The sequence below is a fragment of the Mesorhizobium sp. M1050 genome, from assembly GCF_040318715.1.
Lineage (GTDB): Bacteria > Pseudomonadota > Alphaproteobacteria > Rhizobiales > Rhizobiaceae > Mesorhizobium.
On sequence record NZ_JAMYMV010000004.1, the window covers coordinates 165,487 to 191,821 of the forward strand.

A 26,335-nucleotide genomic window follows, 5' to 3' on the forward strand; every position below is an offset into this window, starting at 1 on the left:
ATAGCAGGCGGTGATCGCGAGCTATCAGCGCATTGTCGTTTGGCGCTAAGGTCGTCCAATGGCTGCGGCATTGAACCAGTGGGCGCGAACGATCAAGCGCGACGTGCATGCGCTCTACCTTGCCGCGCGTGATCCCCGAACGCCGTGGTATGCCAAGGCACTTGCCGTGTGCGTCGCAGGCTACGCCTTATCCCCGATCGACCTGATCCCTGATTTCATCCCTGTGCTTGGCTACCTCGACGATGTGATCCTGGTCCCCTTGGGTATCCTTGCGGTTGTCAAGATGATACCGCCCGAGGTCATGGCGGAACACCGGGAGGCCGCCGCCCTTGCCGCTGACAGGCCGGTGAGCCGCATCGCGGCGGTTATCATCGCTTGTATCTGGGTCGCTTCGGTCGCGCTGGCGGCATGGCTGGGATATCGATACTTCGCTGGCTGATTCCCGACAGTCCCCGGGAGCCCAATGATGACGGGATCCCTTGAATCGGAAAGGCCGCCGCTTGCCCTGGTCGTCTTCGATGCGGCCGTCATGGTGTTGATCTGGCACGAGTGGAAATTCGTGCGACAACGCAAGCCGGCGTGACGATTGAACTATCGGCCCATCCCAGTGCGGCCTCAATAAAAGCGCGGAATCGGGCCGTTCTGCGGGGTCACGTCGTCGCCGAGGTCGATAAACACCTCGTCGACATAGCACCATGCCCAGCCTTCCGGCGGATCGTAGCCCTCGATGATCGGATGCCTGGTGGCGTGAAAATGCTTGGTGGCGTGGCGGTTGGGTGAGTCGTCGCAGCAGCCGACATGGCCACAGGTGCGGCAGAGCCGCAGATGCACCCATTGCGAACCGCTCTTCAGGCATTCCTCGCAGCCGAGCGCGCTCGGCGTCACCTTCCTGATGTCGCGCGTATGCCTGCATTCATCCATCATGGTCTCCCGGGCGTTAGAGGTGCGTTGGCGTTGCCGAGCGCGAGATATGCATGCAAGGCCGCGACCACCTGGGCACCTTCGCCGACAGCCGCAGCGACCCGTTTGACCGAGCCTGAGCGGACGTCGCCGATGGCGAATACGCCGCTGCGGCTCGTCTCCATCTGCGCCGATCCCAGGTCCGATCCGGTGCGCACGAAACCCTTGGCGTCCAGCGCCACGTCGCAGTTCGCCAGCCAGTCGGTGTTCGGGTCGGCTCCGATGAACAGGAAGAGATGGCGGATCGGGCGCGTCGTTTCCTCGCCGCTTACGCGATTGCGCCAGCGCACGGCGGCAAGATTGCCCCCGTCGCCTTCCAGGGCTTCGACCTCGGTTCCGGTCAGCACCTCGATGTTCGGCTGCGCCTTGATGCGCTCGACGAGATAGCGCGACATGCTGGCTTCGAGGCTGCCGCCGCGTGCCAGCAACGCCACCTTGCGCGCGTGGCTGGCCAGGTAGACCGCCGCCTGTCCGGCAGAGTTGCCGGCGCCGACAAGTGCTACTTCCTGCCCGGCGCAAAGCCGGCCTTCGATGGGCGACGCCCAATAATGCACGCACGTTCCCTCGAACTGCGCCAGGTTCGGGACATCGAGGCGGCGATAGCGCGCGCCACTGGCGATCACCACGCTGCGGGTGCGAACGGTCTCGCCGTCGCCGACATCGAGCGTGTAGCGGGCATTTCCGGTGGCGGAACTCAATAGCTTCACCTCGTCCGGAATCACCATTTCGACGCCGAATTTCTGCGCCTGGTTGTAGGCGCGCGCCATCAGCGCCATGCCAGAAATGCCCGTGGGGAACCCGAGATAGTTCTCGATGCGCGAGGAGGCACCGGCCTGTCCACCGAAGGCACGGCAATCGAGCACGATGGTCGATAGCCCTTCTGAAGCCGCATAGACCGCAGCCGCCAGCCCCGCCGGTCCGGCGCCGACGATGGCGACGTCGTATAATTTGTCGGCATCGATCGGCCGCAGCAGGCCGATGCAGCGGGCGAGATCCTTCTCACCGGGATTGAGCAGCAGCCTGCCGTTCGGACACAGCACGATCGGCAGATGGTGAGGGTCGACATCGAAGCGTTCGACCAGTGTTTTGGCGCAAGGATCGCTCTCGGAATCAAGCACGCGGTGCGGCTGGCCGCTGCGAGCAAGGAAACCTTGCAGCCGCAACACGTCGCTGTTGTCCTGGGGTCCGATGATGATCGGCCCGCTGGTGGAACTTTCCAAAAGCCCGACGCGGCGCAGGATCAGTGCCCGCATGATGCGCTCGCCAAGATTGGCCTCCTGCACCATCAGGTCGCGCAGCCGCTGCGAGGGGATGACGAACGCCTCCACAGGATCGGCGGCCTGCGCATTCACCAGCGAGGGACGCGCCGAAAGCTGCGCCAGTTCGCCGACGAAACTGCCCGGTCCATGGGTGACGATCGTCTCGCGCCGGCCGAGCCCGCCACCCTGGATGATGTCCACTTTGCCCGACAGCACGACGATCAAGCCGGGCGCCACATCGCCTGCGGTGATGATGTTCTCGCCGGCGGCATAGAAGCTGGCCTCGCCGAACCGGCGCATGCGATCGATGTCCGCCTCGGCCAGCGTCGGGAAGGCTTGGTCGCGACGGGCGCCGAAGATCGGGTTAGTGGATTGAGACATGGCTTTGAGCGTAGCGAAGGGGTCGCGCGGTTTGAAGTGGTTTGTTCGGCGCCTGGCCGGAAGGGGAGGTTGGCGGCAAAGAAAAAGCCCGGACAAACCGGGCTTTTTCTCTAAGTTTCTGAACCGTCGAATGGTTCGAAACGGGAATTTGGTGCCCAGAAGAGGACTCGAACCTCCACTCCTTGCGGAACACGGACCTGAACCGTGCGCGTCTACCAATTCCGCCATCTGGGCTGGTGCGGGCTGATGTAAGCGGGCGAGCGATGTGTGTCAACGCGCTTTTTTCAAAGCATGATCCCGAAAAGTGGGAACTGGTTTTCTCGGACAAACAGTTTCCGTTTGTCCAGAGATCATGCTCGATCAAGAACGGCCGGCCGCTTGCCGGCTGAAGGACTGTCAGCCCTCCAGCACTTCCTTCGAAGCCACGGTCGAATCGGCGTTGAGCTGGTAGATGACCGGCACGCCGGTGCCAAGCTCCAGCTTGACGATCTCCTCGCCCGACTTGCCGTCCAGCGCCATGATCAGCGCGCGCAGCGAGTTGCCATGCGCGGCGACCAGCACCGTGCCGCCGCGCAGTACATGCGGCTGCAGATCGTGCAGATAATAGGGCCAGACCCGGGCGCCGGTGTCCTTCAGGCTTTCGCCGGCGGGCGGCGCCACGTCATAGGAACGGCGCCAGACATGCACCTGCTCCTCGCCCCATTTCTTGCGGGCGTCGTCCTTGTTGAGGCCGGAGAGATCGCCATAGTCGCGCTCGTTCAGTGCCTGGTCGCGGATGGTTTTCAGATCGCTCTGGCCGACCGCGTCGAGAACGTGCTGGCAGGTCTTCTGTGCCCTGATCAGCGCCGAGGTGAAAGCGATGTCGAATTTCAGCCCGCGCGCCTTGAGTTTCTGGCCGGCGGCCCTGGCCTCGGCGTGGCCCTGCTCGGTCAGGTCGACATCGCGCCAGCCGGTGAACAGGTTTTTCAGGTTCCATTCGCTCTGGCCGTGGCGCACGAGCACGAGGGTTCTCGACATGTTTGCTCCCTTCGGGTTGGCAGATTGGCAAGTTGGCGGATTGGTCGCTCAGCCGAGGCCGAGCACGTCCCGCATCGAATACAATCCCGGCTTCTTGCCGCGTGCCCACAGGGCCGCCTTGACGGCGCCGCGGGCGAAGATGGCGCGGTCCTCAGCATGGTGTGCCAAGGTGATGCGCTCGCCGGTGCCGGCCAGCATCACGCTGTGATCGCCGACCACCGAGCCGCCGCGCAGCGTAGCAAAGCCGATCGAGCCCGTCTTGCGCACGCCGGTATGGCCGTCGCGGACGCGCACATCATTGCCGGCCAACGCGATGCCACGCCCGGCGGCAGCGGCTTCGCCGAGCAGCAGTGCGGTGCCCGACGGTGCATCGACCTTGTGCTTGTGGTGCATTTCGAGGATCTCGATGTCGAAATCGTCGGCGTCGAGCGCGCGCGCCGCCTGTTCGACCAGCACCGCCAGAAGATTGACGCCGAGGCTCATATTGCCCGACTTGACGATCGTCGCATGACGCGCCGCAGCGGCGATCCTGGCGTTGTCGTCGGCCGAGCAACCGGTGGTGCCGATGACATGGACGATGCGCGCCTGCGCCGCGTAGCCGGCGAACTCGACTGATGAGGCCGGCGTGGTGAAATCCAGCACGCCATCGGCCCTGGCGAAGACGGGTAGCGGATCATCGCCGATCGCCACATCGATCCGGCCGACGCCGGCGAGTTCACCCGCATCCTTGCCCAGATGGGGTGAGCCCGCGCGCTCGATCGCGCCGATGACCCGCGCGCCGGGGATGGTGTGGATGGCACGGATCAGGGTCTGGCCCATGCGGCCGGCCGCGCCGACCACCACCAGGCCCATATCGATCCTGTCGGTTGCGGGCGTCTCGCTCATGTCGTGCTCCCGGCGATGCTCTTCTGCGTCTCGATGTTGCGAATTGGGCCTTGGGCCGAAGTCTGGATCGGTGCGCTGTCATCGACAAGCCCCAGGCCCTTGACGCCCTGGATGCGGTGGAAACGCGCATAGACGCTGTGCGGATCGGCCATCAGCGAGGCATGGGTGCCCTCTTCGACCAGCCGGCCCTGTTCCATGACGATGATGTGGTCGGCGTTGACCACCGTCGACAGCCGGTGCGCGATGACGATGGTGGTGCGCCCTTCCATGACCTGGGTGAGCGCCTGCTGAACGCGGGCTTCGGCCTCGTTGTCGAGCGCCGATGTCGCCTCGTCGAGCAAAAGGATCGGCGCCTGCCGCACGATGGCCCGCGCAATCGACACGCGCTGGCGCTGGCCGCCCGACAACGTCACGCCGTTTTCGCCGACCGGCGTGTCATAGCCCTGCGGCTGCTGGCGGATGAAGTCGTCGGCCGCGGCCTGCCTTGCGGCCTGTTCGATCTCGGCGTCGGTGGCGCCCAGCCGGCCATAGCGGATGTTGTCGCGAATGGTGCCTTCGAACAGATAGGGCTGCTGCGAGACATAGGCGATGGAGCCGCGCAGCGACTGTTTGGTGACCTTGGAGATGTCCTGGCCGTCGATCTCGATCGTGCCCGCATCGACGTCGTAGAAGCGCTGCAGCAGCGCCACCAATGTCGTTTTGCCGGCGCCTGAAGCGCCGACGATTGCCGTGACCTTGCCGGCGGCGGCGACAAAGCTCAAATCGTGCAGGACCGGCGCCTCCTCGACATAGCGGAAGGAGACGTTGTCGAAGCGAACTTCGCCGGAGGTGAATTTCGCCTCGGCGGCACCTTGCGCGTCACTTTGCTGCGGCTCGATGTCGAGAAGCTCATAGATCATGCGCGCATTGACCAGCGCGCGTTCCATGCCGACCTGCATGCGCGCCAGCCGGCGGGCCGGATCATAGGCGAGCGTCAGCGCCGTGATGAAGGAAAACACCGCACCCGGCGGCTGGCCGAGAACGGTGGCCCGGTAGCCGGAATAGGCGATGACGCTGGCGAAGGCGATGCCGGCCAGCAGTTCGGAAACCGGCGTCAGCCGCTCGGAGACGCGGGCGATCTTGTTCGAACGCTGTTCCGCATCCTCGGCGAGCTTGCTGATGCGGCGCGACAGCTCGTCCTCCATGGTGAAGGCCTTGACGATGGCGATGCCTTGCGTGGCCTCCTGCATGGCGCCGATCAGTCGCGAGTTGATCTGCACCGATTCGCGTGTGATACGGCGCACCCGGCGCATCAGGTAGGTGACTGTCCAGATCAGCGGCGGCCCGATCAGCAGCGAGCTCAGCGAAAGTATCGGATCCTGATAGATCATGACGCCGATCAGGCCGATCAGCGAGACGGCGTCTCGCGCCGTCGAGGTCACCGTCATCGACAAAAGGTCGCGAATGCCGTTGACGTTCTCGTTGACCTGCGCGGCCAGCCGCCCGGACCTGGTGTCGTTGAAGAACGAGACGCCAAGCTTCATCAGATGGTTGAAGATGCGCTGCTGGTAGCGCGCCACAAGATTGTTGCCGATCCTGGCCATCGTCACTGCCTGGCCGTAGCCGGCAAGGCCGCGCAGGATGAAAGCGCCGAGCAGTGCCGCGCAGATCCATGGGATCAAGTCGCCGCGCCGTTCATAGAAGATCTGGTTTACGACCGGGCTCATGATCCAGGCGGCAAGCGCCGTCGTCGCCGACACGGTCAGCAGGCAGAGGATCGTGAAAATATACGCGCCGCGATATTCGCGGCCGTTTTCCTGGAGAATGCGGCGGATGACCGCCACGATCTCGCCCGCACGGGGTTTCGACAAATTGGGAGGCTGAAATGTCAAATCGGAGCGCTTCGTAGGTTTCCGCTTCCCGCGGCCGGGCAATTCGGCACCCCTCTTAACGCCAAGCAGCCGGCTTGCCTATGCCTTGGGGTGACTAACTTCGTCGCGCCAGCGCCTGCCTGCCGTCTGGACGCCGAACAGCGAGGGGTTCCGGGCGTAGGCGGCAAGGCCCAGGAGTGCGGCCAGCGGGTGGGTGATGACATAGACCGGCATGGTGCGCATCAGCGCGCTGTGCGGCGCCTTGTCCTCGAAGGCAGCACGGAAATTGCCGGCTTTCAGCGCCGGCACGATCTTTTGCGCGATGCCGCCGGTGAGGAACACGCCGCCACGGCTCATGAACACCAGAGCGAGATCGCCGGCGGTGCGCCCGAGGCAGGTGACGAAGGTCTCCAGCGCTTCCTCCGCAACCGGATCGGTCTTTGCAAGTGCGGCGGCGGTGACTTCGGCCGGCGTGGTGAACGACGCCGGTTTGCCGTCCGCCTTGGCCACCGCACGGTAGACGTTGACCAGGCCGCGTCCGCACAGGATCTGCTCGCCCGAAATGCGGCCTTCGAGCTTCTCGATATGCGGAAAAACCTCGAAATCGCGCGGCGTGCGCGGGCCGATGTCCATATGGCCGCCCTCGCCGGGCACCGGTATCCAACGGTGAAGCGCATGGACCAGCCCGGCGACGCCGAGACCGGTTCCCGGACCGAGCACGACGCGACCGGCATTGGGCTCCGGCGTACCGCCGCCGATCTTTTCCATATGCTCCTCGCCGAGCGCGACGACGGCGAGCGCCTGCGCTTCGAAATCGTTGAGCACGACGATGTCGCTCAGCCCGAGGCTGGCGAACATTTTTCTCGGCTTGACGATCCACGGGCAGTTGGTGAGCTCGATCTCGTCGCCGTCGACCGGGCCGGCCACCGCCAGCACCGCGGAGTTGGGGCGCACCGATGAGCGATCGATCACGACCGCCTGGATTGCTTCGTCGATGGTGTTGTAGTTGGCGGTCTGGACGATGGCGGGCTCGCCGGCCTCGGAATTGGCATCGAGCACGATCGAAAAGCGCGCATTGGTGCCGCCAATGTCGCCGATCAGGATCGGAAACCGCAACAAAGTATCGTCGTCGCCTGTGCCTGGCATGCTCTCGTCCGTCTCCGGCGCCCCTGACGGCATCTAGCCGCTCTCCCGTTGACTAGCGCATGAGTTTGAAAAGGGAAACGGTTTTCGAACCCACGGGCGCGCTGCGGCCGGTTCTGCGGCCAAACGGCCACTGTTTCGCAAAACGGGCCATCATAGTTTTGAACTGGCCCCCATCTGGACTCCGAACGGCGATAATCGCATTCTCCCCGTGAGGGGAGAGGCTTGGAAAAATCGCGCTACGACAACCGGTCTGGCCAGTGGCGTAAGCGGGCCGCGCGAGGGCGCCGCTGGTTGCCTTCGCGTAACGCCGTATCGTGGGCGCTCATCCTTGCGGCAATCATAATTCTGTCTGCTCTGATTGCGCTAAAAGCTGGTCCTGCGCAGGTTTAATCTGGTTTGACGTCGATAGATGCCGCGACGGTCAGTTTCCAGGCGGCCGTGGCCGCGGCAGCGGGATGCCGATCTCGGGCGTCGCGGTGAAGGCGTTCACCGCGCTCGGCAATCCAGCCGTGCCGCTGGCCGTCGTGGCGGGCAGCGACGGCGCTTCCGGTTCGGGAGCGGCCACCGCGACCGGCACGCCGCCGCCATGATAGGTCGCGGCCTGGGCTGAAGCCGGCCCGGGCGCGTCGAGCACGGCGCGGCATTCCTGGGGCAGGTTCGCCATCGTCATCAGATCGCGGGCCTTCGGCGCGTCAGGGTTTTTGTTGGGCCGCCACGGCTCCTGCGTGAACCACCAGGCCAGCGGCTTGCCGCAGCCGTCATCGTCCGGCGTTGCCTCCTGCGCCTTGCAGCCGGGCGAGCCCGGCTGGCAGCCGATGCGCATGTGGAAGTGATAGTCGTGGCCCCAGAACGGCCTGATCTTGCGCAGCCATGAACGGTCGCCCTTGACGGTGTCGCAGAGTTTTTTCTTGATGCCCGGATTGACCAGGATGCGTTCGACTTGCGCGTAGCTCGCCGCCCGCATCAGAAGCCTTGTGTGCGCCGGCGTCCACAGCGCGTCCTTCACAAGATGGGTCTTCTCGTCGACCATCAAGGTGGCGCTCATCGATTCGCGCTGCGCCATCGACAGCGGATGGCTGGGCATCGGTGTCAGCCATATGTCTGCGTCGAGCCCGATCTGGTGCGAGGCATGCCCTGTCATCATCGGGCCGCCGCGCGGCTGCGAAATGTCGCCGATCAGCAAGCCGGGCCAGCCATCGACTGATGCGTCGCGCGACAACTTCTCGATGACCGCGATCATCGCCGGATGACCCCAGCGGCGGTTGCGCGAAGGCCGCATCACCTCCCAGGTCGGACCATCCATCGGAATGGCGACACCGCCGGCAAAACAGCCCTTGGAATAGAAGCCAATGGATTGCGCAGCTGCTGCTGTCGGCAGCTTCTTGGCGCCAAACAGGTCCTTTGCCCGCTCCTCAGCCGCGGCTGGTTGCGCGGTAAGCCCTGCGATGGCAGCCAGGCCAAACGCAGCGGCCAGGATTGTCCTTCTGCCCGGCGACGATGGTCCCGATGCCTTCATGAACCCCACTCCTTCACCGCTTGAACCGCCGAATCATAGCATGCCCAACGTACGGCTTCGACCGTTAGCGCTTCATCGGACTGCGCGCTTCGCCGTCGCGCCAGTCGCCGCTTGCCCACATATGGTCGAGGGCGGTGCGGTAGTCCGGAAATCGAAAACGATAGCCCGCCGCCTTGATCGCTGCGTTGGCGACACGCTTGTTCTCGCCATAGAAGGACCGCGCCATGGGCGAAAGTTGGGCGCCGTCGAATGGAATTTCGGGCGGCGGCGTGACACCCATCAGCGAAGCGGCATAGGCGACGACATCCTGCGGCGGCGCCGGCAGATCGTCGGTGACATTGAAGGTCCCACCAGTATTGCTGTCGATGAGCTGCCAAAGCGCACCGGCAATGTCATCGCAATGGATGCGATTGAACACCTGGTCCGGCTTGACCAGCCGCCTTGCGGTGCCGTTTTCCAGATTGACCAGCGCATTGCGGCCCGGCCCGTAAATGCCGGACAGGCGCAGGAGCGCAACAGGCCGACCGATGTCCGAGCCCAATTGCAGCCAATCCTGCTCGGCCCCCACCCGCATCACCGAGCGCTTCGACACCGGCCGGCATTCGGCCGTTTCATCGACCCACGCGCCGTCGTAATTGCCGTAGACGCCGACGGTCGAGAGATAGCCGATCCATTGGAGCGCCGGCATTTGAGCGATTGCCTCCCGGGCAGCGTTCAAGACGGGATCGCCGGCCTCTTCTGGGGCGATCGAGATTACCAGATGCGTTGTTTTTTCCAGCGCATCCCCAATTTCGTCAGTCAGCGCACCATCGAACAGCAGCGGCGCGATGCCGGCCTGGCGCTGCGCCTCGAATTTGTCCGGGGAGCGCGTCGTGCCGAATATGTTGGCGGGCCCCTTGTTGGCGCGGGCAAAAGCCTTGCCGGAATAGCCGGCGCCGAAGATGAAGACCTGTTTCTCGTTCATGCATGCGTCCTGGTTGGCCGCGCCAGACGCCATTCGTCGCGCACGGCCGTATCGGTCTCGGTTTTCAGGCCGATAGCTGCCCGTTCTGAATATTCGGCATCAGGCACCAGCCGCGCCAGCGCCCATATTGCCGCGCCCCGCACCAGCGGCGAGGCATCGTCCAGCAAGGCACGCACGCTGACGGCAAGCGCGGTGTCGCCGGAATTGCCGGCGGCGATCAATGTGTTGCGGACAAAACGATCGCGGCCGATGCGTTTTATCGGCGAACCGGAGAAGAAAGCGCGGAAGGCCGCCTCGTCCAGTTGCAACAGCCGGCCAAGCGGCGGCTCGCGCAATTCATCGCGCGCGGCGAGCTTGGCCTCCGAAGCAGCCCGGGCGAACTTGTTCCACGGGCAAACGGCCAAACAATCGTCGCAACCATAGATGCGGTTGCCGATCTGTTCACGGAATTCATGCGGGATCGGCCCCTTGTTCTCGATGGTGAGGTACGAAATACAGCGCCGCGCATCGAGCCGGTAGGGCGCCGGAAATGCATCCGTCGGACAGGCGTCGAGGCAGGCACGGCAGGAGCCGCAATGGTCGATCTCCGCCTTGTCGGGCACCAGTTCGGCGGTGGTGAAGATCGTGCCGAGGAACAGCCAGGAGCCATGCTCGCGGCTGACCAGATTGGTGTGCTTGCCTTGCCAGCCGAGACCTGCGGCTTCCGCCAGCGGTTTTTCCATCACCGGTGCGGTGTCGACGAACACCTTCACGTCGCCGCCGGCACGGGCAACGATCTTGCCGGCGATCTCCTTCAGCCGGCCCTTCATCACCTCGTGATAGTCGCGGTTCTGCGCATAGACCGAGATCGCGCCGCGGTCGCGCTTGGCCAGCACGCCGCGCGGATCATGGTCGGGACCGTAATTCATCGCCAGCACGATGATCGAGCGGACCTGCGGCCATAGCACCGTCGGGTCGCCGCGGCGTTGCAGTGTCTCGGCGATCCAGTCCATCGAGCCGTGAAAGCCGTCGGCGACAAATTCGGCCAGCCGCGCCGGCGCAACCGGGATCGCATCGGGAGAGGTGACGGCGACGGCATCGAAGCCGGCGCGACGCGCCTCCGCGTCGATCAGCGTGCGCAGTTTTGCGGCGTCAGAAGTCGAGGTCCGCATAATGCGACACCGGCGACAGGCCGCGTACGCGGTCGGTCAAAAGCGGCCGGAAGGAGGGCCGTGACTTGACCCGCGTGTACCATTCGCGCGCTGCAGGATGCTCGCGCCAATCGATCTCGCCGAGATAATCGAGCACCGACAGCGTCGCGGCAGCGGCCAGATCGGCATAGGTAACCCTGGAGCCCGCCAGCCAATGGCGAGTGCCGGCCAGCCAGTTGGTGTATTTCATGTGCTGGCGGATGTTGGCGCGCGCCGCACGGATCGCGCCTGAATCGGGCGAGCCGCCGCCCGCAACCTCCGGCATCACCGGCTTCAGCACCCGTTCGCGCACCAGATGGCGGGTGACTTCGCTTTCGGCCTTGTTGAGGTACCAGTCGATCAGCCGGCGGATTTCGGCGCGCTGCATCGGATCTTCGGCGAACAGTCGCTTATCGCGCTTCAAGACACCGCGTGTTTCATCGAGATATTCCGATATGACGGTTGCACCGACGATCGGCACGTCGCCTTCGGCCAGCAGGATCGGCAGTGTGCCGGCTGGGTTCAGCGCCAGGAACTCCTTGCGTCGGGTCCACGGCTTTTCCTCAATCAGGGCCAACTCCTCGCCATACTCGCCGAAAGCGAGGCGGACGAAGCGACAAGTGGCGAACATGGGATGATGGAAAAGCGTCAGCATGGTTCCGCGATGATAAAGCGCACTGGCGAATCGAAGGGCGCACCGGTAAGTCTTGGCCGCCCGGTTAGCGGGCCGTCAGGGTGTTGCGACCTATAGGGGGACTTGCACGCCATGACAAGCAAGCCGTTCTGTCAGCCGTCACGCCAATCCCGAGGTAGCCATGGAAAGCCAGCCATTCGTCGAAGCCCTGCTGCTCGGCCTGCTGGAGGGGCTGACCGAGTTCATCCCCGTCTCATCCACCGGCCATATCCTGCTCGCCGGCCATTTCCTCGGCTTCCATTCGACCGGCAAGGCCTTCGAGATCCTGATCCAGCTCGGCGCCATCCTGGCGATTCTCAGCGTCTATTTCCGCCGGCTGTGGCAAATGCTGGTCGACCTGCCGCATGACCGGCTGACAAGGCATTTCGCCATCGGTGTCCTCATCGCTTTCCTGCCGGCGGCGATCATCGGCGCGCTGGCGCATGATTTCATCAAGGCGGTGCTGTTCGAATCGCCGCGGATGATCTGTATCATGCTGATCATCGGCGGCTTCGTGCTGCTGGCGGTGGACCGCATGAACCTCAAGCCGTTCTACCGCGACGTCGAGCGGTTCCCGACCCGGCTTTACCTGCAGATCGGCCTTTTCCAGTGCCTGTCGCTCGTTCCCGGCACGTCACGCTCGGGTTCGACGATCGTCGGCGCGCTGCTGCTGGGTGTCGACAAACGGGCGGCGGCCGAATTCTCCTTCTTCCTCGCCATCCCGACCATGGTCGGCGCCTTCGCCTTCGACCTGTTCAAGAACCGCAACGTGCTGAGCAGCGCCGACCTGCCGATCATCGCCGTCGGCTTCGTCGCCGCCTTCGTCACGGCGCTCATCGTCGTGCGCTTCCTGCTCGATTACGTCTCGCGCAACGGCTACTCGCTGTTCGGCTGGTGGCGGCTGGTGGTGGGTGGTGTCGGGTTGGTGGCGCTGATGGTTTGGGGGTGAGCTTACCCTCCCCCTTGTGGGGATGGTGAGCAACCTCAATTCCTTCCATAGAACGCATTCTCGACATGCACCGGCCAGCGCCAGGGCAGCACCGCGACCATGTCGAAGCGCATCGACAGTTTGCCGTAATCGGACTGGCGCGACAGCCAGATGTCGGCCGCCCCCTCGATGCGGCGCTCCGATTCATGGCCGATCGCCTCCATGGCTTCCATCAGCGTGCGCCGCGCCTTGACCTCGCCGCACAGCACGCCGTCGCCGCCGCCCGCGCTCCGGGGGCGCTCGCCGCAGCGGGTGCGGTGGCGGCGCGCCAGAATCCGGTAGCCCTTCAACACCAATGCTGCCGCCGCCAGCCATTCGCCGCGGTGGCCGCGCCGATAGGCTTTTTGGCGGCTGGCACTCGGGCGCTCAGCCACCGTCGCTTTCTCCAGAAGCATGCTTGAGTTCGAGAAGCCGCCGATACAACGCCTGTTTCTGGCCGCCGATCATTTTTGCGGCTTCCGCCGCTGCCTTGGAAGCCGGCATTTCGCCGGCGAGCGACAGCAACAGGCGGTCGATGTCGGCCGGTTCGTCGGCCTTGGCCTCGGCCGGACCGACGCAGACGACGATTTCGCCCTTTGGAGTATCGGCCGCCGCATAATGGTCGGCCAGCGCCTGCAGCGTGCCGGTGCGCATCTCTTCAAAGGTCTTGGTCAATTCGCGGCCGATCGCGGCCTTGCGCTCGCCGCCAAGCGCCTCGACCATGGCGGCAAGGGATTCGGCCAGCCGGCGCGGTGATTCGAAGAAGATCAGCGTCGCCGGCACAGCCTTCAGTGCCCCAAGCCGCGTCAGCCGCTGCCCTGATTTGACCGGCAAAAAACCGGCGAACAGGAAGGCGTCCGACGGCAGGCCGGATGCGGTCAACGCCGCGAGCGGCGCCGACGGGCCGGGAATCGGCACGACGCGAATGCCGTGGTCGCGCGCCTCGCCGACCAGCCGGTAGCCCGGATCGGACACCAGCGGCGTGCCGGCGTCGGAGATCAGCGCCACGCTCTGTCCGGCCTGGAGCGCGGCGATCAGCTTCGGCCCGGCCTCGCCGGCATTGTGTTCGTGATAGGCCGTGGTGCGGCGGCGAATGGCGTAGCGGTCCAGCAGCACGCGCGACACCCGCGTGTCCTCGCAAGCAACGATGTCGGCGGCGGCCAGCGTCTCCAGCGCGCGCAGCGTGATGTCGGCCAGGTTGCCGATCGGCGTCGCCACCAGATAGAGCGCCGGCTCGAGCGGTCGGGCCGCGATTTCGGTCTGCCCGATCACATAGCTGCGCTTGCCCGTTTCGGCGGTCACTGATGCCTTCTCCATTCAGCCCTGTTTGGCACGGCCAGCGTCGGCTTGCAAAAGCTGACGTTGCGTCTCCCTCGCCATTCCTTTGCCACAGTAGGGAACGAAACCGGCTACGGCGGATTTACCCCCTGATTCCCGAGGAGGACAGGATGGATAGCCTGAAGATGCAGGACGCTTTCGAACCCTATCGCGCCGAGCGCAACCGCGTTGCCGTACTGCCCGCGAAGACCGACGCCAGCCTGGCCAGGCATACCCTCTTGCCTACGAATGTCAGGCTTTCCGACAACAAACCCGATAGCACGACGGAGCACTGACCGGACGATGCCCAATCGCTTCGATATCTTCATCACCCGTCTTGAAACAAAAAACGCCCGCAACGACGCGCCGCTACATCCGATAGGCGACCAGCACCGCGGTCGCCGCGATAAGGGCGACGCCAAGCCAGTCCGCTCCGGCGAGTCGCCCGCCGAAAAAGGCCGCGGCAAACAACCCCACAAGCACGACGCTTAGAGCATTTGACTGCTTATCGCGCCAGGTCCGCCACCACGGCGTCGAGCACGATCATGCCGGCTGGTGTGGCGCGCAGGCGAGCATTGCCGATCGGTGCCACCAGCCCCTCGCCCTGCAGCATCGACAGCCGGGCCGTCGACAGGCCGCGTCCGGAGAACGCCTCGTAGCGGGAGAGGTCGATGCCTTCGGCCAGCCGCAGGCCCATCAGCAGGAACTCGTCGGCTTCTTCCGAACGCGTCAGGATCTCGCCACCGGTGACGCCATGGCCCTTGGCCTCGACCAGATTGGCCCAGGTTTCCGGCATCCGCTCGGCGATCGTGACTGTGCGGCGGCCGTTCTCGACGAAGCGGCCATGCGCGCCTGGCCCCACACCGACATATTCGCCGTAGCGCCAGTAGGTCAGATTGTGCCGGCTTTCGGCGCCCGGCCTGGCGTGGTTGGAAATCTCGTAGGCTGGCAGGCCATGCGCCGAGGTGATCTCCTGCGTCAGCGCATAGAGGTCAGCGGCGTGGTCGTTGTCGGGGATGACGAATTTCTTCGCGGCATGCAAGGCATGGAACGGCGTGCCCTCCTCGATGGTCAACTGGTACAGCGACAGATGATCGGCGGCGTGGCCGATCGCCTGTTCGAGTTCGGCCTGCCACGCTTCCGGTGTCTGGCCGGGTCGGGCATAGATCAGGTCAAAGGACAATCTTGGGAAGATTTCCCGCGCGAGCCCGATCGCGTGCAGCGCTTCCTCGACATTGTGAAGCCGGCCGAGGAAGCGCAAATCCTTGTCGTTCAGCGCCTGTACCCCGAGCGAGACGCGGTTGACCCCGGCCGCCCGGTAGCCGCGAAAGCGTTCGGCCTCGACCGAGGACGGATTGGCCTCCAGCGTCACCTCGATGCCGTCGGGGACGGTCCAGTTCCTAGCCACGGCGTCCAGAGCCCTGGCCACCGTTTCCGGCTTCATCAGCGACGGCGTGCCGCCGCCGAGAAAAATGCTGGTGACCTCGCGCGGCCCGGTGCGCTCGCGCATCGTTGCCAGTTCAGCCTCGAAAGCGCTGGCGAAGCGGTCCTGATCGACTGGCTGGTGGCGGACATGGCTGTTGAAATCGCAATAGGGGCACTTGGCCGCGCAGAACGGCCAATGAATATAGACGCCGAAGCCGGGCGTCCGGTCGAGCAGCATGCTCATGACGAACCCAATCGTGCTTGGGCGAACTTCTGGAAAGCGCGAGCGCGGTGCGACAGCGCGGTCGGCTGGCCGGGCTTCCAGCCATGTTTTTCCTCGGCGCTCATCTCGCCGAAGGTTTTTTCGAAGCCATCGGGCAGGAACACCGGATCGTAGCCGAAACCGAGATCGCCGCGCGGCGGCCAGACGAGCGTGCCTTCGGCCTCGCCGCGATAATATTCGGCTTCTCCGTCGGGGAACGCCAGGCAGATGACGGCGACAAAGCGGCCCTTGCGTTGTTCGGCCGAGGCGGCGCCGACTTCCTGCAGCGCCACTTCGGTGCGTTGCATAGCCATGCCGAAATCGCGCGCGCCGTCAGGGGTTTCCGCCCAGTTGGCGGTGTAGACGCCGGGCGCGCCGTCGAGCGCGTCGACGCACAGGCCGGAATCGTCCGACAGCGCCGGCAGGCCGGTCGCCTTGGCCGCTGCCAGCGCCTTGATGTAGGCGTTTTCCTCAAAGGTGGTGCCGGTTTCGTCGGGCTCGGGCAGGCCGTAGTCCTTGGCCGATTTCGCTTCGAAACCGAACGGCCCCATCAGGTCGGCGAATTCGCGCAACTTGCCTTCATTGTGGCTGGCGACGACGATCTTCTTTCCATCGAGAGAATGCATCAAAGGCCCCAGATTCGTGGCTCGGCGAATTCGATCGAATTGCCCGAGGGGTCGCGTATATAGATCGAACGGCCGCCCTGCGGCCATTCGAATTCGCTTTCGATGGCGATCTTCTTCGCTTCGAGATGCGCTTTCCAGCCGGCGATTTCGTCGGCGGTCGCCGCAAAGCAGAGATGGCCTTCGCCGACAGCTCCGTGCGGCGGCACCGGCAGCCTGGCGTCGGGCGCGGGCGGGATTTTGGTTGCCTCGGCATTGAAGACGAGCAACACGCCCGGGCCGCAGCGGAAGAACAGGTGGCGGCCATCGACTTTGCCGAGGAGATTTAGGCCGAGGACGTCGGTGTAGAAGGTTTCGGCGGCGGCAAGGTCGGTGACGTAGAGAGCGGATTCCAGGATAGCAGAGGGCGTCAAGCTCGGCATTTGAGAACTAAGCCACCGCCATCTGCTGCAAACTGACCAGGCGCTGAATGCCCTTCTTGGCCAAGCCCATTAATTCCGCGAACTGCCCTTCCGAAAAAGGCTCGCCTTCGGCGGTTCCCTGGATCTCGACGATGCCGCCCTTGCCGGTCATGACGAAATTGGCATCGGTGCCGGCCGACGAGTCCTCGATATAGTCGAGGTCGATAACCGGCTGGCCGTCATGGATGCCGCAGGAGATCGCGGCGACGTGGTCCTTCAGCACCTTGGCGACGCTGGCCATCTGGCGGGCTTCCATCCAGCGCAAGCAGTCGTAGAGCGCCACCCAACCGCCGGTGATCGAGGCGGTGCGGGTGCCGCCATCGGCCTGGATGACGTCGCAGTCGACGGTGATCTGTTGCTCGCCCAGCGCTTGCAAATCGACCACGGCGCGCAAGGAACGGCCGATCAGCCGCTGGATCTCCAGGGTGCGGCCGCCCTGCTTGCCGGCGGAAGCCTCGCGGCGCATGCGCTCGCCGGTCGAGCGCGGCAGCATGCCGTATTCCGCCGTCACCCAGCCCTTGCCGGAATTGCGCATCCAGCCCGGCACTTTTTCCTCCAGGCTGGCCGTGCACAGGACATGCGTGTCGCCGAACTTCACCAGGCATGAGCCTTCGGCGTGCTTGGAGACGCCGCGCTCGAAGGAGATGGCGCGCATTTCGTCGAATTGGCGTTTGGAGGGGCGCATTCAGGCTGCTTTCTTGTCATTTTTCGGGAATCTTGGCCGGCTTGTAGCCGCATGGGACGCATGGCGCAAAGGAAAATGGCTTGACGATCCGACACAGACACCGGGGTGATCTGACGCAGACACCGGGTTGCGCGGGCCGTAGCGAAGTCTATATCTTTGGGCCGGAGGTTTTTGGCCGCAATGACCAAGGCAGTCGATCCAAGTTCGCAGGCGCCCGCGCTTCAATCATTGGACATGCGCTCGCGCGACATCTTCCGGCGCATCGTCGATTCCTACCTCAAGGACGGCGAACCCGTGGGATCACGCAGCCTGTCGCGCATCCTGCCGTCTTCGCTGTCGCCGGCGACCATCCGCAACGTGATGAGCGATCTCGAGCATCTCGGCCTCATCTACGCGCCGCACATCTCGGCCGGCCGGTTGCCGACGCAGGCCGGCCTGCGTTTCTTCGTCGACGCCTTCATGGAGCTTGGCGATCTGTCCGACGAGGAGCGCCGCGCCATCGAGGCGCAGGTGCGGGCATCCGGCTCGGGCGCGACGCTGGAACACATGCTGACCGAGGCCAGCCAGATGCTGTCGGGCATGTCGCGCGGTGCCGGCCTGGTGCTTGCCGCCAAGAACGAAGTGGCGCTGAAGCACATCGAATTCATTCAGCTCGAGCCGACCAAGGCGCTGGCGGTGCTGGTGTCGCAGAATGGCGACGTCGAAAACCGCGTCGTCGAGCTGCCCGCCGGCATCACCGTCTCGCAACTGCACGAGGCCTCGAACTTCCTCAACGCTCATATCCGCGGCCGCACGCTGGCGGAGGCGCGGGTCGAGATCGCCCGCATCAAGGAAGAGACCAGGGCCGCCCTCGACACGCTGTCGCAGGACCTCGTCGAGAAGGGGCTCGCGGTGTGGGCCGGCGCGGACAGCGGCCTGCCGGCACGGCTCATCGTGAGCGGCCGCGCCAATCTGCTCGAAAACGTCACCGCCCAGGCCGATATCGAACTGTTGCGGCACCTGTTCGAGGACATGGAGACGCAGGACGGACTGATCCAACTGCTCGACCTCGCCGAGCAAGGATCGGGCGTGCGCATCTTCATCGGCTCGGAAAACAAGCTGTTCTCGCTGTCGGGCTCGTCGCTGGTGGTCGCGCCCTATCGCGACAAAGACGCCCGCGTCGTCGGTGCGCTCGGGGTCATCGGCCCGACCCGGCTCAACTATGCCCGCATCGTGCCGATGGTCGACTATACGGCGCAGCTGATTTCCCGCATGCTGCGCTAAGCGTATTGATGTTCAGGTGATGCCGGCCTGACCTGAATCTCAACACCTTAGACTCAAAAAACAAAGAACAAGCAGCTGAGGAGAAAAACAATGGCGCTCGAAGAATTCAAGGCCCGGATCAGCCTGCTGCTCGAGGAGATGGTCAACCAGCCGGAAGACCAGCACGAGATCCAGGAGCAGTTGCGCGAAAAACTGCGGGAAATGCGCGCCATGGGCCTGCCGCTGCCGGCCGATCTCGTCGCGCTGGAAAAGCGTCTCGATGACGATTTTTACGCCGCTGGGACCTGAGGTTAAAAAACTCCGCTTTCGCTTCAACTGATCGTGTGCCGCGGAACAACAGACGAAACCGCTCGTTTGCCCCCTTTGCAGCCGTTCAGTGTGTGACCAGGTTTGGAGGATTGAATGATCCGATTGGCTGGGCTGGCCCTCTCCGCTGCGGCGTTTCTCACCGCCGCTGCATTCGCACAGCAAGCGGAGCCCGTATTGAAAGGTGCCGCCGCCTTCGGCGACTGGCGTGCCGACAGGCCCGGTATGCGCCGCCTGATCAAGCCGAACGATCTGCCAAAACCCGACGTCACCAAATCCGCCTCCAACAGCGCCGGCCTCGCCGAACGGCCGGCAGACGCCAAGCCGAAACTGCCGCCGGGCTTTTCGGCCGAGCTGATCGCGTCGGGCATCGACAATCCGCGCGTCGTCCGCGTCGCGCCGAACGGCGACCTGTTCGTCGCCGACAGCGAAGCCAACCAGATCCGCGTCTACCGCCTGGCCGACGGCAGCGCGAAGCCGGCGCAGCACGGCATCTTTGCCCGCAATCTCAACCAGCCCTATGGCATTGCTTTTTATCCACCGGGCAACGACCCGCAATGGGTCTATGTCGCCAACAGCGACGGCATTGTGCGCTTCGCTTATCACAGCGGCGACCTGAAGGCCGCCGGCGACCCGGAGACCATCGTCGACAACATCCCTTCAAGTCATCACTGGACCCGCGATATCGCTTTCTCGCCGGACGGCAAGACGCTTTATCTATCGGTCGGCTCGGGTTCGAATGCCGCGCAGCATATGGGCAAAGAACCGAAAGGCGGCCTCGGCGCCTGGGCGACGTCGCAGCCGCTCGGCGCTGCGTGGGGTCCCGAGGATGGCCGCGCGGCTGTGCTGGCCTTCGATCCCGACGGCAAGAACGGTCGCATCGTCGCCACTGGCCTGCGCAACTGTTCGGGCATGGCCGTGCAGCCGGCGACCGGCGCGCTGTGGTGCGTCGTCAACGAGAGCGATGGGCTCGGCGACAATGTGCCGCCGGAATATGCGACCGTGGTCAAGGACGGCGCCTTCTATGGCTGGCCCTGGTACTATGTCGGCAACAACGAGGATCCGCGTCACAAGGGCGAGCGCCCCGATCTTGCCGGCAAGGCGATCATTCCCGACGTGCTGATGCAGGCGCATTCGGCACCGCTCAACATCGCCTTCTACGAAGGGAAGACCTTTCCGGCCGAATACAGGGGCGACGCCTTTGTGGCTCTGCACGGTTCATGGAACCGTGGCAACAGGACCGGCTACAAGGTGGTGAGATTGCTGTTCAGGGATGGCAAGCCGACCGGCGAATACGAGGATTTCATCACCGGCTTCGTCGTCTCCAACGGCGAGGTCTGGGGTCGGCCGGTCGGCGTGGCGGTGGCGAACGACGGCGCGCTGATCGTGACCGAGGACGGCAACGGCACCATCTGGCGCATCACCCATGACGGCGATCGCTCCTGAGCAATCTTGGCACAAATCCCCTCACCCGGATGCCAACGCCGGCGCCAGGCTCTTCTCCCCGGGGGAGATGGTTACCGCGAAGCGACCGGATGAGGGCGCCTTCTCCGCGTGTTGCAGCGACATCTGGTGCAATGGATTCCGATCCCAGGGAATTCAATCCTGGGCCGTTCCATGCGACAAGGCGTTCTGATTTGAGGCCGCAGCCATGACGCTCACCGGATTCCTCGCCTACAGTGCGGCGCTCGGCATCGCCGCCGCCATCCCTGGTCCCGGCGTTACCGCGCTCCTTGCGCGTGCGCTCGGCTCCGGCTTCCGCTCGTCGTTGGCGATGTCCTTTGGGCTGATGGCTGGCGACCTCACCTATCTGACCGCCGTGGTGCTCGGTCTCGCCTTCGTCGCGCAGACCTTCGGCATGATTTTCCTGGCCATCAAATGGCTCGGTGTCGCCTACCTCGCCTTCCTCGGCTGGCGCTTCTGGAACAGCGGCATCACGCCCGAGACAGTCGAAGCGAAAAAGGGCAAGGGTGGGCTGCTGTCGAGCTTTGCCGCCGGCCTGACCGTCACGCTCGGCAATCCGAAGACGATGATCTTCTACCTCGCGATCACGCCGACCATCGTCGACCTGAAGACCATCACACTTACCGATTACAGCATTCTCGTTGCGCTGACGGTCGTCGTACTTCTGGTGGTGCTGGTGCCGTATCTGGCGCTGGCGGCCAAGGCGCGCTGGTTCCTGAAGTCGCCGCGCGCGCTCAAGGCGCTGAACCGCACCGCCGCCGGCTTCATGGTCGGCGCCGCTGCAGCGATTGCCGCCCGGCAATAGAGGGCTTTTCGGCCAAACCATTTCGCAAACAGGCCTTTGCGGGAAATGCTTTTCCGAGAGGGCGATGTTTTCGACACAGGTCCCACTCGGATATTTTCAGCCGACAGTCTATCTTGCACGGCCAAAGGCCCTATCTTGGCGGCTTGAATTCCACTTGCCTGAAATTCCCCACTTGCCTGAAATTCCCCTTGCCTGAAAATTCTGGGAGCGAAACCAATGAACAAGCCCGTCACCTCTGCCCGTTTACCCGGTCGCGGCCGCGTCTACGATTCCATCACCGATACGATCGGCGACACGCCCCTGGTGCGGCTCGACAAGTTCGCTCGGGAAAAGGGCATCGTCGCCAACCTGATCGCCAAGCTCGAATTCTTCAATCCGATCGCCTCGGTCAAGGACCGCATCGGCGTGGCGATGATCGAGGCGCTGGAGGCTTCCGGCAAGATTTCTCCCGGCAAGACCACGCTGATCGAACCGACGTCGGGCAATACCGGCATCGCGCTTGCCTTCGCCGCTGCCGCCAAGGGCTACAAGCTGATCCTGACGATGCCGGAAACGATGTCGATCGAGCGCCGGAAGATGCTGGCGCTGCTTGGCGCCGAGCTGGTGCTGACCGAGGGTCCGAAAGGCATGAAAGGCGCCATCGCCAAGGCCGACGAACTGGCCGCGACGATCCCCAACGCGATCATTCCGCAGCAGTTCGAGAACCCCGCCAACCCGGAAATCCATCGCACGACGACGGCCGAGGAAATCTGGAACGATACGCATGGCGAGGTCGATATCTTCGTCGCCGGCATCGGCACTGGCGGCACCATCACCGGCGTCGGCCAAGTGCTGAAGAAGCGAAAGCCCTCGGTGCATGTCGTCGCCGTCGAGCCGGACTCCTCACCGGTTCTGTCGGGTGGCCAGCCTGGCCCCCACAAGATCCAGGGGATCGGCGCCGGCTTTGCGCCCAAAATCCTCGACACGACGATCTATGACGAGATCGTCAGGGTGTCGAACGAGGATTCGGTCGCAAATGCCCGCCTCGTCGCCCGCCTCGAAGGCGTACCGGTCGGCATCTCGTCGGGCGCCGCCCTGCAGGCGGCCATCGTCGTCGGCTCACGGCCGGAAAACAAGGGCAAGAACCTGGTCGTGGTCATCCCGTCCTTCGCCGAGCGCTATCTGTCGACGATTTTGTTCGAGGGGTTGGGAGCGTAATCCGACGGTCCTTCGTAATTAAGCTGGCCCGTTGAATAAACCGCCCGTGGCGTCAGCCACCGGCTTGAGAAATGCCCTGCTTCCGGTGCAAATCGTCACCGGCCCGTGCAAAGCGGGCCGGGGAGGATTTCATGTACAAGCTCTACACTCGTCCGGGCAGCGGCGGCTTCGTCGTCGAGGCGGCGCTGGCGCTGGCGAATGCGCCATTCGAACAGATCGAAGTGCCGAAGACGGACCGGCCCGATCCGGCCTTCCTCGACATCAGCCCGCTGAACCAGGTTCCGGTGCTCACTTTGCCGGACGGAAGCTCGATCACCGAATCGGCGGCGATCTGCATCCTGCTTGCCGAGCGTCACCCCAATGCGGGCTTGGCGCCGGCTGTCGAGGCGCCTGCCCGCGCCGACTTCCTCCGTTGGATGGTCTTCATGTCATCCGTGCTCTATCCGGCAATCCTACGGCTTTACTACGCGCATCGTTACACGACCGATGCCGAAGGCACCAACGCGGTCAAGCAGGCAGCCATCGCAGAGATGGACCGCGGCTTTGCCGTCCTCGATGCCTCTCTCGAAGGCCGTGACTGGCTGGTTGACGACCGCATGTCGGTCGCGGACATCTACCTCGTCATGCTGGTGGCCTGGCATCCCGACGCCGAGAGGGCGCGCACGACCTGGCCTGATATCGAGCGCCTGTGGTCGAAGTTGCGCGAGCATCCCCTGATGAAGACGCTCAACACATCGCACGAGATGTGGCCGGGCTGAACGGACGGGTCGCTGGCGAGCTTAATTTTTGAGCGCTGCCCTTTTGCCCTGCAGGAACCGGCGCACCGCCGGGTCGCGCTCGAGGCCGATCGCCCGGTCATAGGCTTGGCACGCCTGCGGTACCTGCCCAAGCCTGGCAAGGAGACCGGCGCGGGCTGCCCAATAGGGCTGATACTCATCAAGCCGCTTGTCGTCGCCGAGCACGTAAAGGGCCGCCAATCCAGCCACTGCACCCTCGGCCTCGGCAATCGCCACCGCGCGGTTGATCGCCACCACCGGTGATCCCGCGATCGAGAGCAGCGCGTCGTAGAGTTCGCGGACCGCCACCCAGTCGGTGCGGCCGGTCAGCCGTCGTGCCGCATGTGCGGACTGAACCGCCGCCTCAAGCTGGTAGCGGCCGATGACGCCCATCGTGGCGGCGCGGCGGAGCAGGGATTCCGCTTCGTCAACCAAAATGCCATCCCACAGCGTGTGATCCTGCTCGGCCAGCGGAACATAATCTCCGGCCGGATCGCGCCGTGCCGCGCGCCGCGCTTCGGCGAACAGCATCAGCGACAGCAGACCCAGCGCCTCGGGCTCTTCCGGCATCAGCGAAGCCACCAGGCGGCCGAGCCAGATGCCTTCGCCGGCGAGATTGCGGCGCCGCGTTTCGGTGCCCGCCGGATCGGACCAGCCTTCGGCGAAGGCGGCGTAGATCGCTTCCAGCACCGCATCCAGCCTTTCGCCGAGTTCGGTCCGCTCCGGAACGCGGAACGGAATGCCGGTTTCACGGATGCGGGTCTTGGCGCGAACCAGGCGCTGGCCCATGGTTGCCGGCGACACCAGGAAGGCTGAGGCGATCGTCGCCGCGTCGAAACCCAGCACGGTCTGCAGGATCAGCGGCGAGCGAATGCCGGGCTCGATCGCCGGGTGGGCGCAAGCGAACATCAGCCGCAGCCGTTCGTCGGGAAGGTCTTCGTCGGTCATGCCCGCCTCCATCTCCTCGGCAATCAGCTTGAGATGCTCGCGGCCGGCCTCGCTGGTCAGCCGCCGCCGCACCGCATCGACGCGGCGCCGCCTTGCCACCGCCAGCAGCCAGGCTTCCGGCCTTTCAGGCACGCCGGTTCGTGGCCAACGTTCGAGTGCCGCGGCAAAGGCGTCAGCCAGCGCGTCTTCGGCAGCGGCCACGTCACGCGTGCGCGCCGCCAGCCAGGCAACCAGCTTGCCGTAGCTTTGCCGGGCGGCGGCCTCGGCGGCCACCCGGGCGATCTCCGAGCGACTGTCCATCACATCATCATCTCTCGGACAGGTACTCGGTCATTTCCCAGATCGGCCGCAGCTCGACAGTACCGGTGCTGGCCGCCGGGCAGCGCGCCGCCCAGGCGATCGCGGCGTCGGCATCCTCGGCCTCGATCATGTAGAAGCCGGCAAGCTGCTCCTTGGTATCGGCATAGGGGCCGTCGAGCACGTTGGTCTTGCCCCCAGCCACCCGCACCGAGGTGGTCGCCTGGCTCGGGCGCAGCCGGTCCCCGGCCAGCCACGCGCCGGACTTCTTCAAGGCTTCGGTATAGGCACCATAGGCGGCACTCATCTGGTAGGTCGCCTCGGCCGGTGCATTCGCCATCGCGGCTTCGTCGGCGTAGATCAAAATCATGTATCGCATGGTCTTCTCCCGTTGTTTCGAAGGCCGCTTCCTTGCGAGCCGGACGTATGTCGCGCGGCAGCGCGCGATTTCGACAGACAGCTCAAAAAACTTTCGGCTCCGCCGGCTTTTTGCGCAAGCCGCCATCTGTTTCCGATCCCTCAACCGTTCGTCTAACGAGCACAGTTGCGGGTTGGCATTTGCGGCTCGCTGTCTAAACTCGCCGTGGTCGCACCTGGGAGGCGGTGCTGTCGTCGATATTTCAGGGAGGAGGCCCCGATGTTCCATTTCAGAACGAAATTCGTTGCAGCCGGTGCCGTGGCGCTCTCGCTTGGCCTGGGTGCCGTCTCAGCCAGCGCGCAAGAATTTATCAATGTGCTGACCGGCGGCACGTCCGGCGTGTATTATCCACTCGGCGTCGCTTTGTCTGAAATCTACGGCAAGGGCATCGAAGGCGCGCGTACCCAGGTGCAGGCGACCAAGGCTTCGGTCGAAAACCTCAATCTGTTGCAGCAGGGCAGGGGCGAGATCGCCTTTGCGCTCGGCGATTCCGTCAAGCTGGCCGCTGAAGGCAACACCGAGGCCGGCTTCCCGGGCAAGCTTGACAAACTGCGCGGCATCGCCGCCATCTATCCCAACTACATCCAGATCGTCGCCAGCCGCGAGTCCGGTATCAAGACGCTGGCCGATCTCAAGGGCAAGAGCCTGTCGGTCGGTGCGCCGGCGTCCGGCACCGAGCTCAACGCGCGCGCCATCTTCGATGCCGCCGGGCTGAAATACGAGGATCTCGGCCGGGTCGAATACCTGCCCTTCGCCGAATCGGTCGAACTGATCAAGAACCGGCAGCTCGACGCCACGCTGCAATCCGCCGGACTCGGCGTCGCCTCGATCCGCGACCTCGCCACCTCCGTGCCGATCAATGTCGTGGCAGTGCCGGAGCAGGACGTCGCCAAGATCGGCGCGCCCTATCTTTCGGTGATCATTCCCAAGGGAACCTATGAAGGCCAGAGCGAGGATGTCGCAACCGCCGCCGTCGGCAATTTCCTCATCACCCGCGCCGATGTCTCCGACGAAACCGCCTATCAGATGACCAAGCTGCTGTTCGAGCATCTCGACCAGCTGGCCGCGGCGCATGCCGCCGCCAAGGCGATCGACCCGACCAAGGCACTCGACGGCATGCCGGTACCGCTGCATCCCGGCGCCGAGCGGTACTACAAGGAGAAAGGGCTGCTGAAGTAGGCGCGTGGCAATCCGACATGTCTTCGCCAGGCGCCCCCCCCGGCCCCGGCCGGCCCACGGGGGGGGCCCCCGCCACAAATTGCACCGTTTTGTGTCCCCATGTAGAGGGCAGCCACCCCAAC

At 64.5% G+C, this 26,335-nt stretch carries 28 protein-coding genes, 1 tRNA gene and 1 pseudogene; 10 read left to right on the plus strand and 20 right to left on the minus strand.

Annotated features, from left to right (window positions below; all coding sequences use genetic code 11):
- Nucleotides 1–58 precede the first annotated feature (58 nt).
- Nucleotides 59–439 (plus strand): YkvA family protein, encoded by a 381-nt coding sequence (locus NKH57_RS04125; RefSeq protein ID WP_352941954.1) that lies wholly within the window; start codon nucleotides 59–61, stop codon nucleotides 437–439.
- 176 nt (nucleotides 440–615) lie between these two features.
- Here NKH57_RS04125 and NKH57_RS04130 read toward each other — a convergent pair whose 3' ends face one another.
- The 11 genes from NKH57_RS04130 to NKH57_RS04180 all read right to left on the minus strand — a co-directional run bounded on the left by NKH57_RS04130 (nucleotide 616) and on the right by NKH57_RS04180 (nucleotide 11,802).
- Nucleotides 616–924: a UBP-type zinc finger domain-containing protein gene (locus NKH57_RS04130; RefSeq protein WP_352941956.1), complete on the minus strand. Its 309-nt coding sequence runs from the start codon at nucleotides 922–924 to the stop codon at nucleotides 616–618.
- On the minus strand, nucleotides 921–2,600 hold the full coding sequence (locus tag NKH57_RS04135) for an FAD-dependent oxidoreductase (RefSeq protein WP_352941959.1): 1,680 nt from the start codon (nucleotides 2,598–2,600) through the stop codon (nucleotides 921–923). Before NKH57_RS04135 ends, NKH57_RS04130 begins: the two co-directional genes overlap by 4 nt.
- A 149-nt stretch (nucleotides 2,601–2,749) precedes the next feature.
- Nucleotides 2,750–2,834, minus strand: a tRNA-Leu gene (locus NKH57_RS04140).
- A 162-nt stretch (nucleotides 2,835–2,996) separates the two neighbouring features.
- Nucleotides 2,997–3,617, minus strand: coding sequence for a 2,3-bisphosphoglycerate-dependent phosphoglycerate mutase (locus NKH57_RS04145; protein WP_352837726.1), 621 nt, complete (start codon nucleotides 3,615–3,617; stop codon nucleotides 2,997–2,999).
- Nucleotides 3,618–3,665: 48 nt separating this feature from the next.
- On the minus strand, nucleotides 3,666–4,502 hold the full coding sequence (dapB, locus tag NKH57_RS04150; protein WP_352941962.1) for a 4-hydroxy-tetrahydrodipicolinate reductase: 837 nt from the start codon (nucleotides 4,500–4,502) through the stop codon (nucleotides 3,666–3,668).
- Nucleotides 4,499–6,373, minus strand: coding sequence for an ABC transporter ATP-binding protein (locus NKH57_RS04155; RefSeq protein ID WP_352941965.1), 1,875 nt, complete (start codon nucleotides 6,371–6,373; stop codon nucleotides 4,499–4,501). Before NKH57_RS04155 ends, dapB begins: the two co-directional genes overlap by 4 nt.
- 78 nt (nucleotides 6,374–6,451) lie before the next feature.
- On the minus strand, nucleotides 6,452–7,498 hold the full coding sequence (locus NKH57_RS04160; protein ID WP_352942012.1) for a glucokinase: 1,047 nt from the start codon (nucleotides 7,496–7,498) through the stop codon (nucleotides 6,452–6,454).
- Nucleotides 7,499–7,919: 421 nt separating this feature from the next.
- Complete coding sequence (gene mepA / locus NKH57_RS04165) at nucleotides 7,920–9,014, minus strand: penicillin-insensitive murein endopeptidase (RefSeq protein WP_352941967.1); 1,095 nt, start codon at nucleotides 9,012–9,014, stop codon at nucleotides 7,920–7,922.
- 64 nt (nucleotides 9,015–9,078) lie between these two features.
- Nucleotides 9,079–9,978: an SDR family NAD(P)-dependent oxidoreductase gene (locus NKH57_RS04170; protein WP_352941969.1), complete on the minus strand. Its 900-nt coding sequence runs from the start codon at nucleotides 9,976–9,978 to the stop codon at nucleotides 9,079–9,081.
- The gene (queG, locus tag NKH57_RS04175) at nucleotides 9,975–11,129 is read right to left on the minus strand and encodes a tRNA epoxyqueuosine(34) reductase QueG (protein ID WP_352941972.1); all 1,155 of its coding nucleotides are present in this window, start codon (nucleotides 11,127–11,129) and stop codon (nucleotides 9,975–9,977) included. Before queG ends, NKH57_RS04170 begins: the two co-directional genes overlap by 4 nt.
- Nucleotides 11,110–11,802 carry a glutathione S-transferase family protein gene (locus NKH57_RS04180; protein WP_352941975.1) on the minus strand — a complete coding sequence of 231 codons (693 nt, stop codon included), beginning with the start codon at nucleotides 11,800–11,802 and terminating at the stop codon, nucleotides 11,110–11,112. The genes queG and NKH57_RS04180 overlap by 20 nt, the downstream gene beginning before the upstream one ends.
- Before the next feature lie 160 nt (nucleotides 11,803–11,962).
- Between NKH57_RS04180 and NKH57_RS04185 the strand changes: the two genes are divergently transcribed.
- Entirely contained in the window at nucleotides 11,963–12,769 is an 807-nt protein-coding gene (locus NKH57_RS04185) for an undecaprenyl-diphosphate phosphatase (protein ID WP_352730262.1), read from the plus strand.
- A gap of 35 nt (nucleotides 12,770–12,804) precedes the next feature.
- On the opposite strand, the gene NKH57_RS04190 is transcribed toward NKH57_RS04185, so the two are convergent.
- Nucleotides 12,805–13,182, minus strand: a complete 378-nt coding sequence (locus NKH57_RS04190; protein WP_352941977.1) for a YraN family protein — start codon at nucleotides 13,180–13,182, stop codon at nucleotides 12,805–12,807.
- Nucleotides 13,175–14,104: a 16S rRNA (cytidine(1402)-2'-O)-methyltransferase gene (gene rsmI, locus NKH57_RS04195; RefSeq protein ID WP_352941979.1), complete on the minus strand. Its 930-nt coding sequence runs from the start codon at nucleotides 14,102–14,104 to the stop codon at nucleotides 13,175–13,177. The genes NKH57_RS04190 and rsmI overlap by 8 nt, the downstream gene beginning before the upstream one ends.
- Nucleotides 14,105–14,235: 131 nt before the next feature.
- On the opposite strand from rsmI, the gene NKH57_RS04200 reads away from it, so the two are divergent.
- Entirely contained in the window at nucleotides 14,236–14,400 is a 165-nt protein-coding gene (locus NKH57_RS04200; RefSeq protein ID WP_352941982.1) for a hypothetical protein, read from the plus strand.
- 73 nt (nucleotides 14,401–14,473) lie between these two features.
- On the opposite strand, the pseudogene NKH57_RS04205 reads toward NKH57_RS04200, so the two are convergent.
- The 5 genes and pseudogenes from NKH57_RS04205 to rph form a co-directional block, all read right to left on the minus strand.
- Nucleotides 14,474–14,596, minus strand: a pseudogene (locus NKH57_RS04205) (EamA family transporter); the annotation flags it as partial.
- A gap of 13 nt (nucleotides 14,597–14,609) precedes the next feature.
- Nucleotides 14,610–15,773, minus strand: a complete 1,164-nt coding sequence (gene hemW / locus NKH57_RS04210) for a radical SAM family heme chaperone HemW (RefSeq protein WP_352941984.1) — start codon at nucleotides 15,771–15,773, stop codon at nucleotides 14,610–14,612.
- A complete protein-coding gene (gene rdgB / locus NKH57_RS04215) occupies nucleotides 15,770–16,417 on the minus strand; it encodes an RdgB/HAM1 family non-canonical purine NTP pyrophosphatase (RefSeq protein WP_352608721.1) in 648 nt (215 codons plus the stop codon). The genes hemW and rdgB overlap by 4 nt, the downstream gene beginning before the upstream one ends.
- The gene (locus NKH57_RS04220; RefSeq protein WP_352942014.1) at nucleotides 16,417–16,827 is read right to left on the minus strand and encodes a VOC family protein; all 411 of its coding nucleotides are present in this window, start codon (nucleotides 16,825–16,827) and stop codon (nucleotides 16,417–16,419) included. Before NKH57_RS04220 ends, rdgB begins: the two co-directional genes overlap by 1 nt.
- A gap of 16 nt (nucleotides 16,828–16,843) precedes the next feature.
- Nucleotides 16,844–17,560, minus strand: a complete 717-nt coding sequence (rph, locus tag NKH57_RS04225; protein WP_023762602.1) for a ribonuclease PH — start codon at nucleotides 17,558–17,560, stop codon at nucleotides 16,844–16,846.
- A gap of 180 nt (nucleotides 17,561–17,740) precedes the next feature.
- Between rph and hrcA the strand changes: the two genes are divergently transcribed.
- From hrcA to NKH57_RS04255, 6 genes are all read left to right on the plus strand, one after another.
- On the plus strand, nucleotides 17,741–18,823 hold the full coding sequence (hrcA, locus tag NKH57_RS04230; protein ID WP_352941988.1) for a heat-inducible transcriptional repressor HrcA: 1,083 nt from the start codon (nucleotides 17,741–17,743) through the stop codon (nucleotides 18,821–18,823).
- A gap of 90 nt (nucleotides 18,824–18,913) precedes the next feature.
- Entirely contained in the window at nucleotides 18,914–19,111 is a 198-nt protein-coding gene (locus NKH57_RS04235) for a hypothetical protein (protein WP_013892036.1), read from the plus strand.
- Between the two features lie 114 nt (nucleotides 19,112–19,225).
- Nucleotides 19,226–20,575, plus strand: a complete 1,350-nt coding sequence (locus tag NKH57_RS04240; protein WP_352941990.1) for a PQQ-dependent sugar dehydrogenase — start codon at nucleotides 19,226–19,228, stop codon at nucleotides 20,573–20,575.
- 205 nt (nucleotides 20,576–20,780) lie between these two features.
- Nucleotides 20,781–21,398 carry a LysE family translocator gene (locus NKH57_RS04245; protein ID WP_352941992.1) on the plus strand — a complete coding sequence of 206 codons (618 nt, stop codon included), beginning with the start codon at nucleotides 20,781–20,783 and terminating at the stop codon, nucleotides 21,396–21,398.
- A 216-nt stretch (nucleotides 21,399–21,614) separates the two neighbouring features.
- Entirely contained in the window at nucleotides 21,615–22,595 is a 981-nt protein-coding gene (cysK, locus tag NKH57_RS04250) for a cysteine synthase A (RefSeq protein ID WP_023762597.1), read from the plus strand.
- A 131-nt stretch (nucleotides 22,596–22,726) separates the two neighbouring features.
- Nucleotides 22,727–23,353, plus strand: coding sequence for a glutathione S-transferase family protein (locus NKH57_RS04255; protein ID WP_352941995.1), 627 nt, complete (start codon nucleotides 22,727–22,729; stop codon nucleotides 23,351–23,353).
- Nucleotides 23,354–23,374: 21 nt separating this feature from the next.
- On the opposite strand, the gene NKH57_RS04260 is transcribed toward NKH57_RS04255, so the two are convergent.
- Entirely contained in the window at nucleotides 23,375–24,619 is a 1,245-nt protein-coding gene (locus NKH57_RS04260; protein ID WP_352941998.1) for an RNA polymerase sigma factor, read from the minus strand.
- Nucleotides 24,620–24,626: 7 nt separating this feature from the next.
- Nucleotides 24,627–24,995 carry a YciI family protein gene (locus NKH57_RS04265; RefSeq protein ID WP_352608715.1) on the minus strand — a complete coding sequence of 123 codons (369 nt, stop codon included), beginning with the start codon at nucleotides 24,993–24,995 and terminating at the stop codon, nucleotides 24,627–24,629.
- Between the two features lie 258 nt (nucleotides 24,996–25,253).
- Here NKH57_RS04265 and NKH57_RS04270 point away from each other — a divergent pair, with 258 nt between their 5' ends.
- A complete protein-coding gene (locus tag NKH57_RS04270) occupies nucleotides 25,254–26,213 on the plus strand; it encodes a TAXI family TRAP transporter solute-binding subunit (RefSeq protein ID WP_352942000.1) in 960 nt (319 codons plus the stop codon).
- Nucleotides 26,214–26,335: the final 122 nt, after the last annotated feature.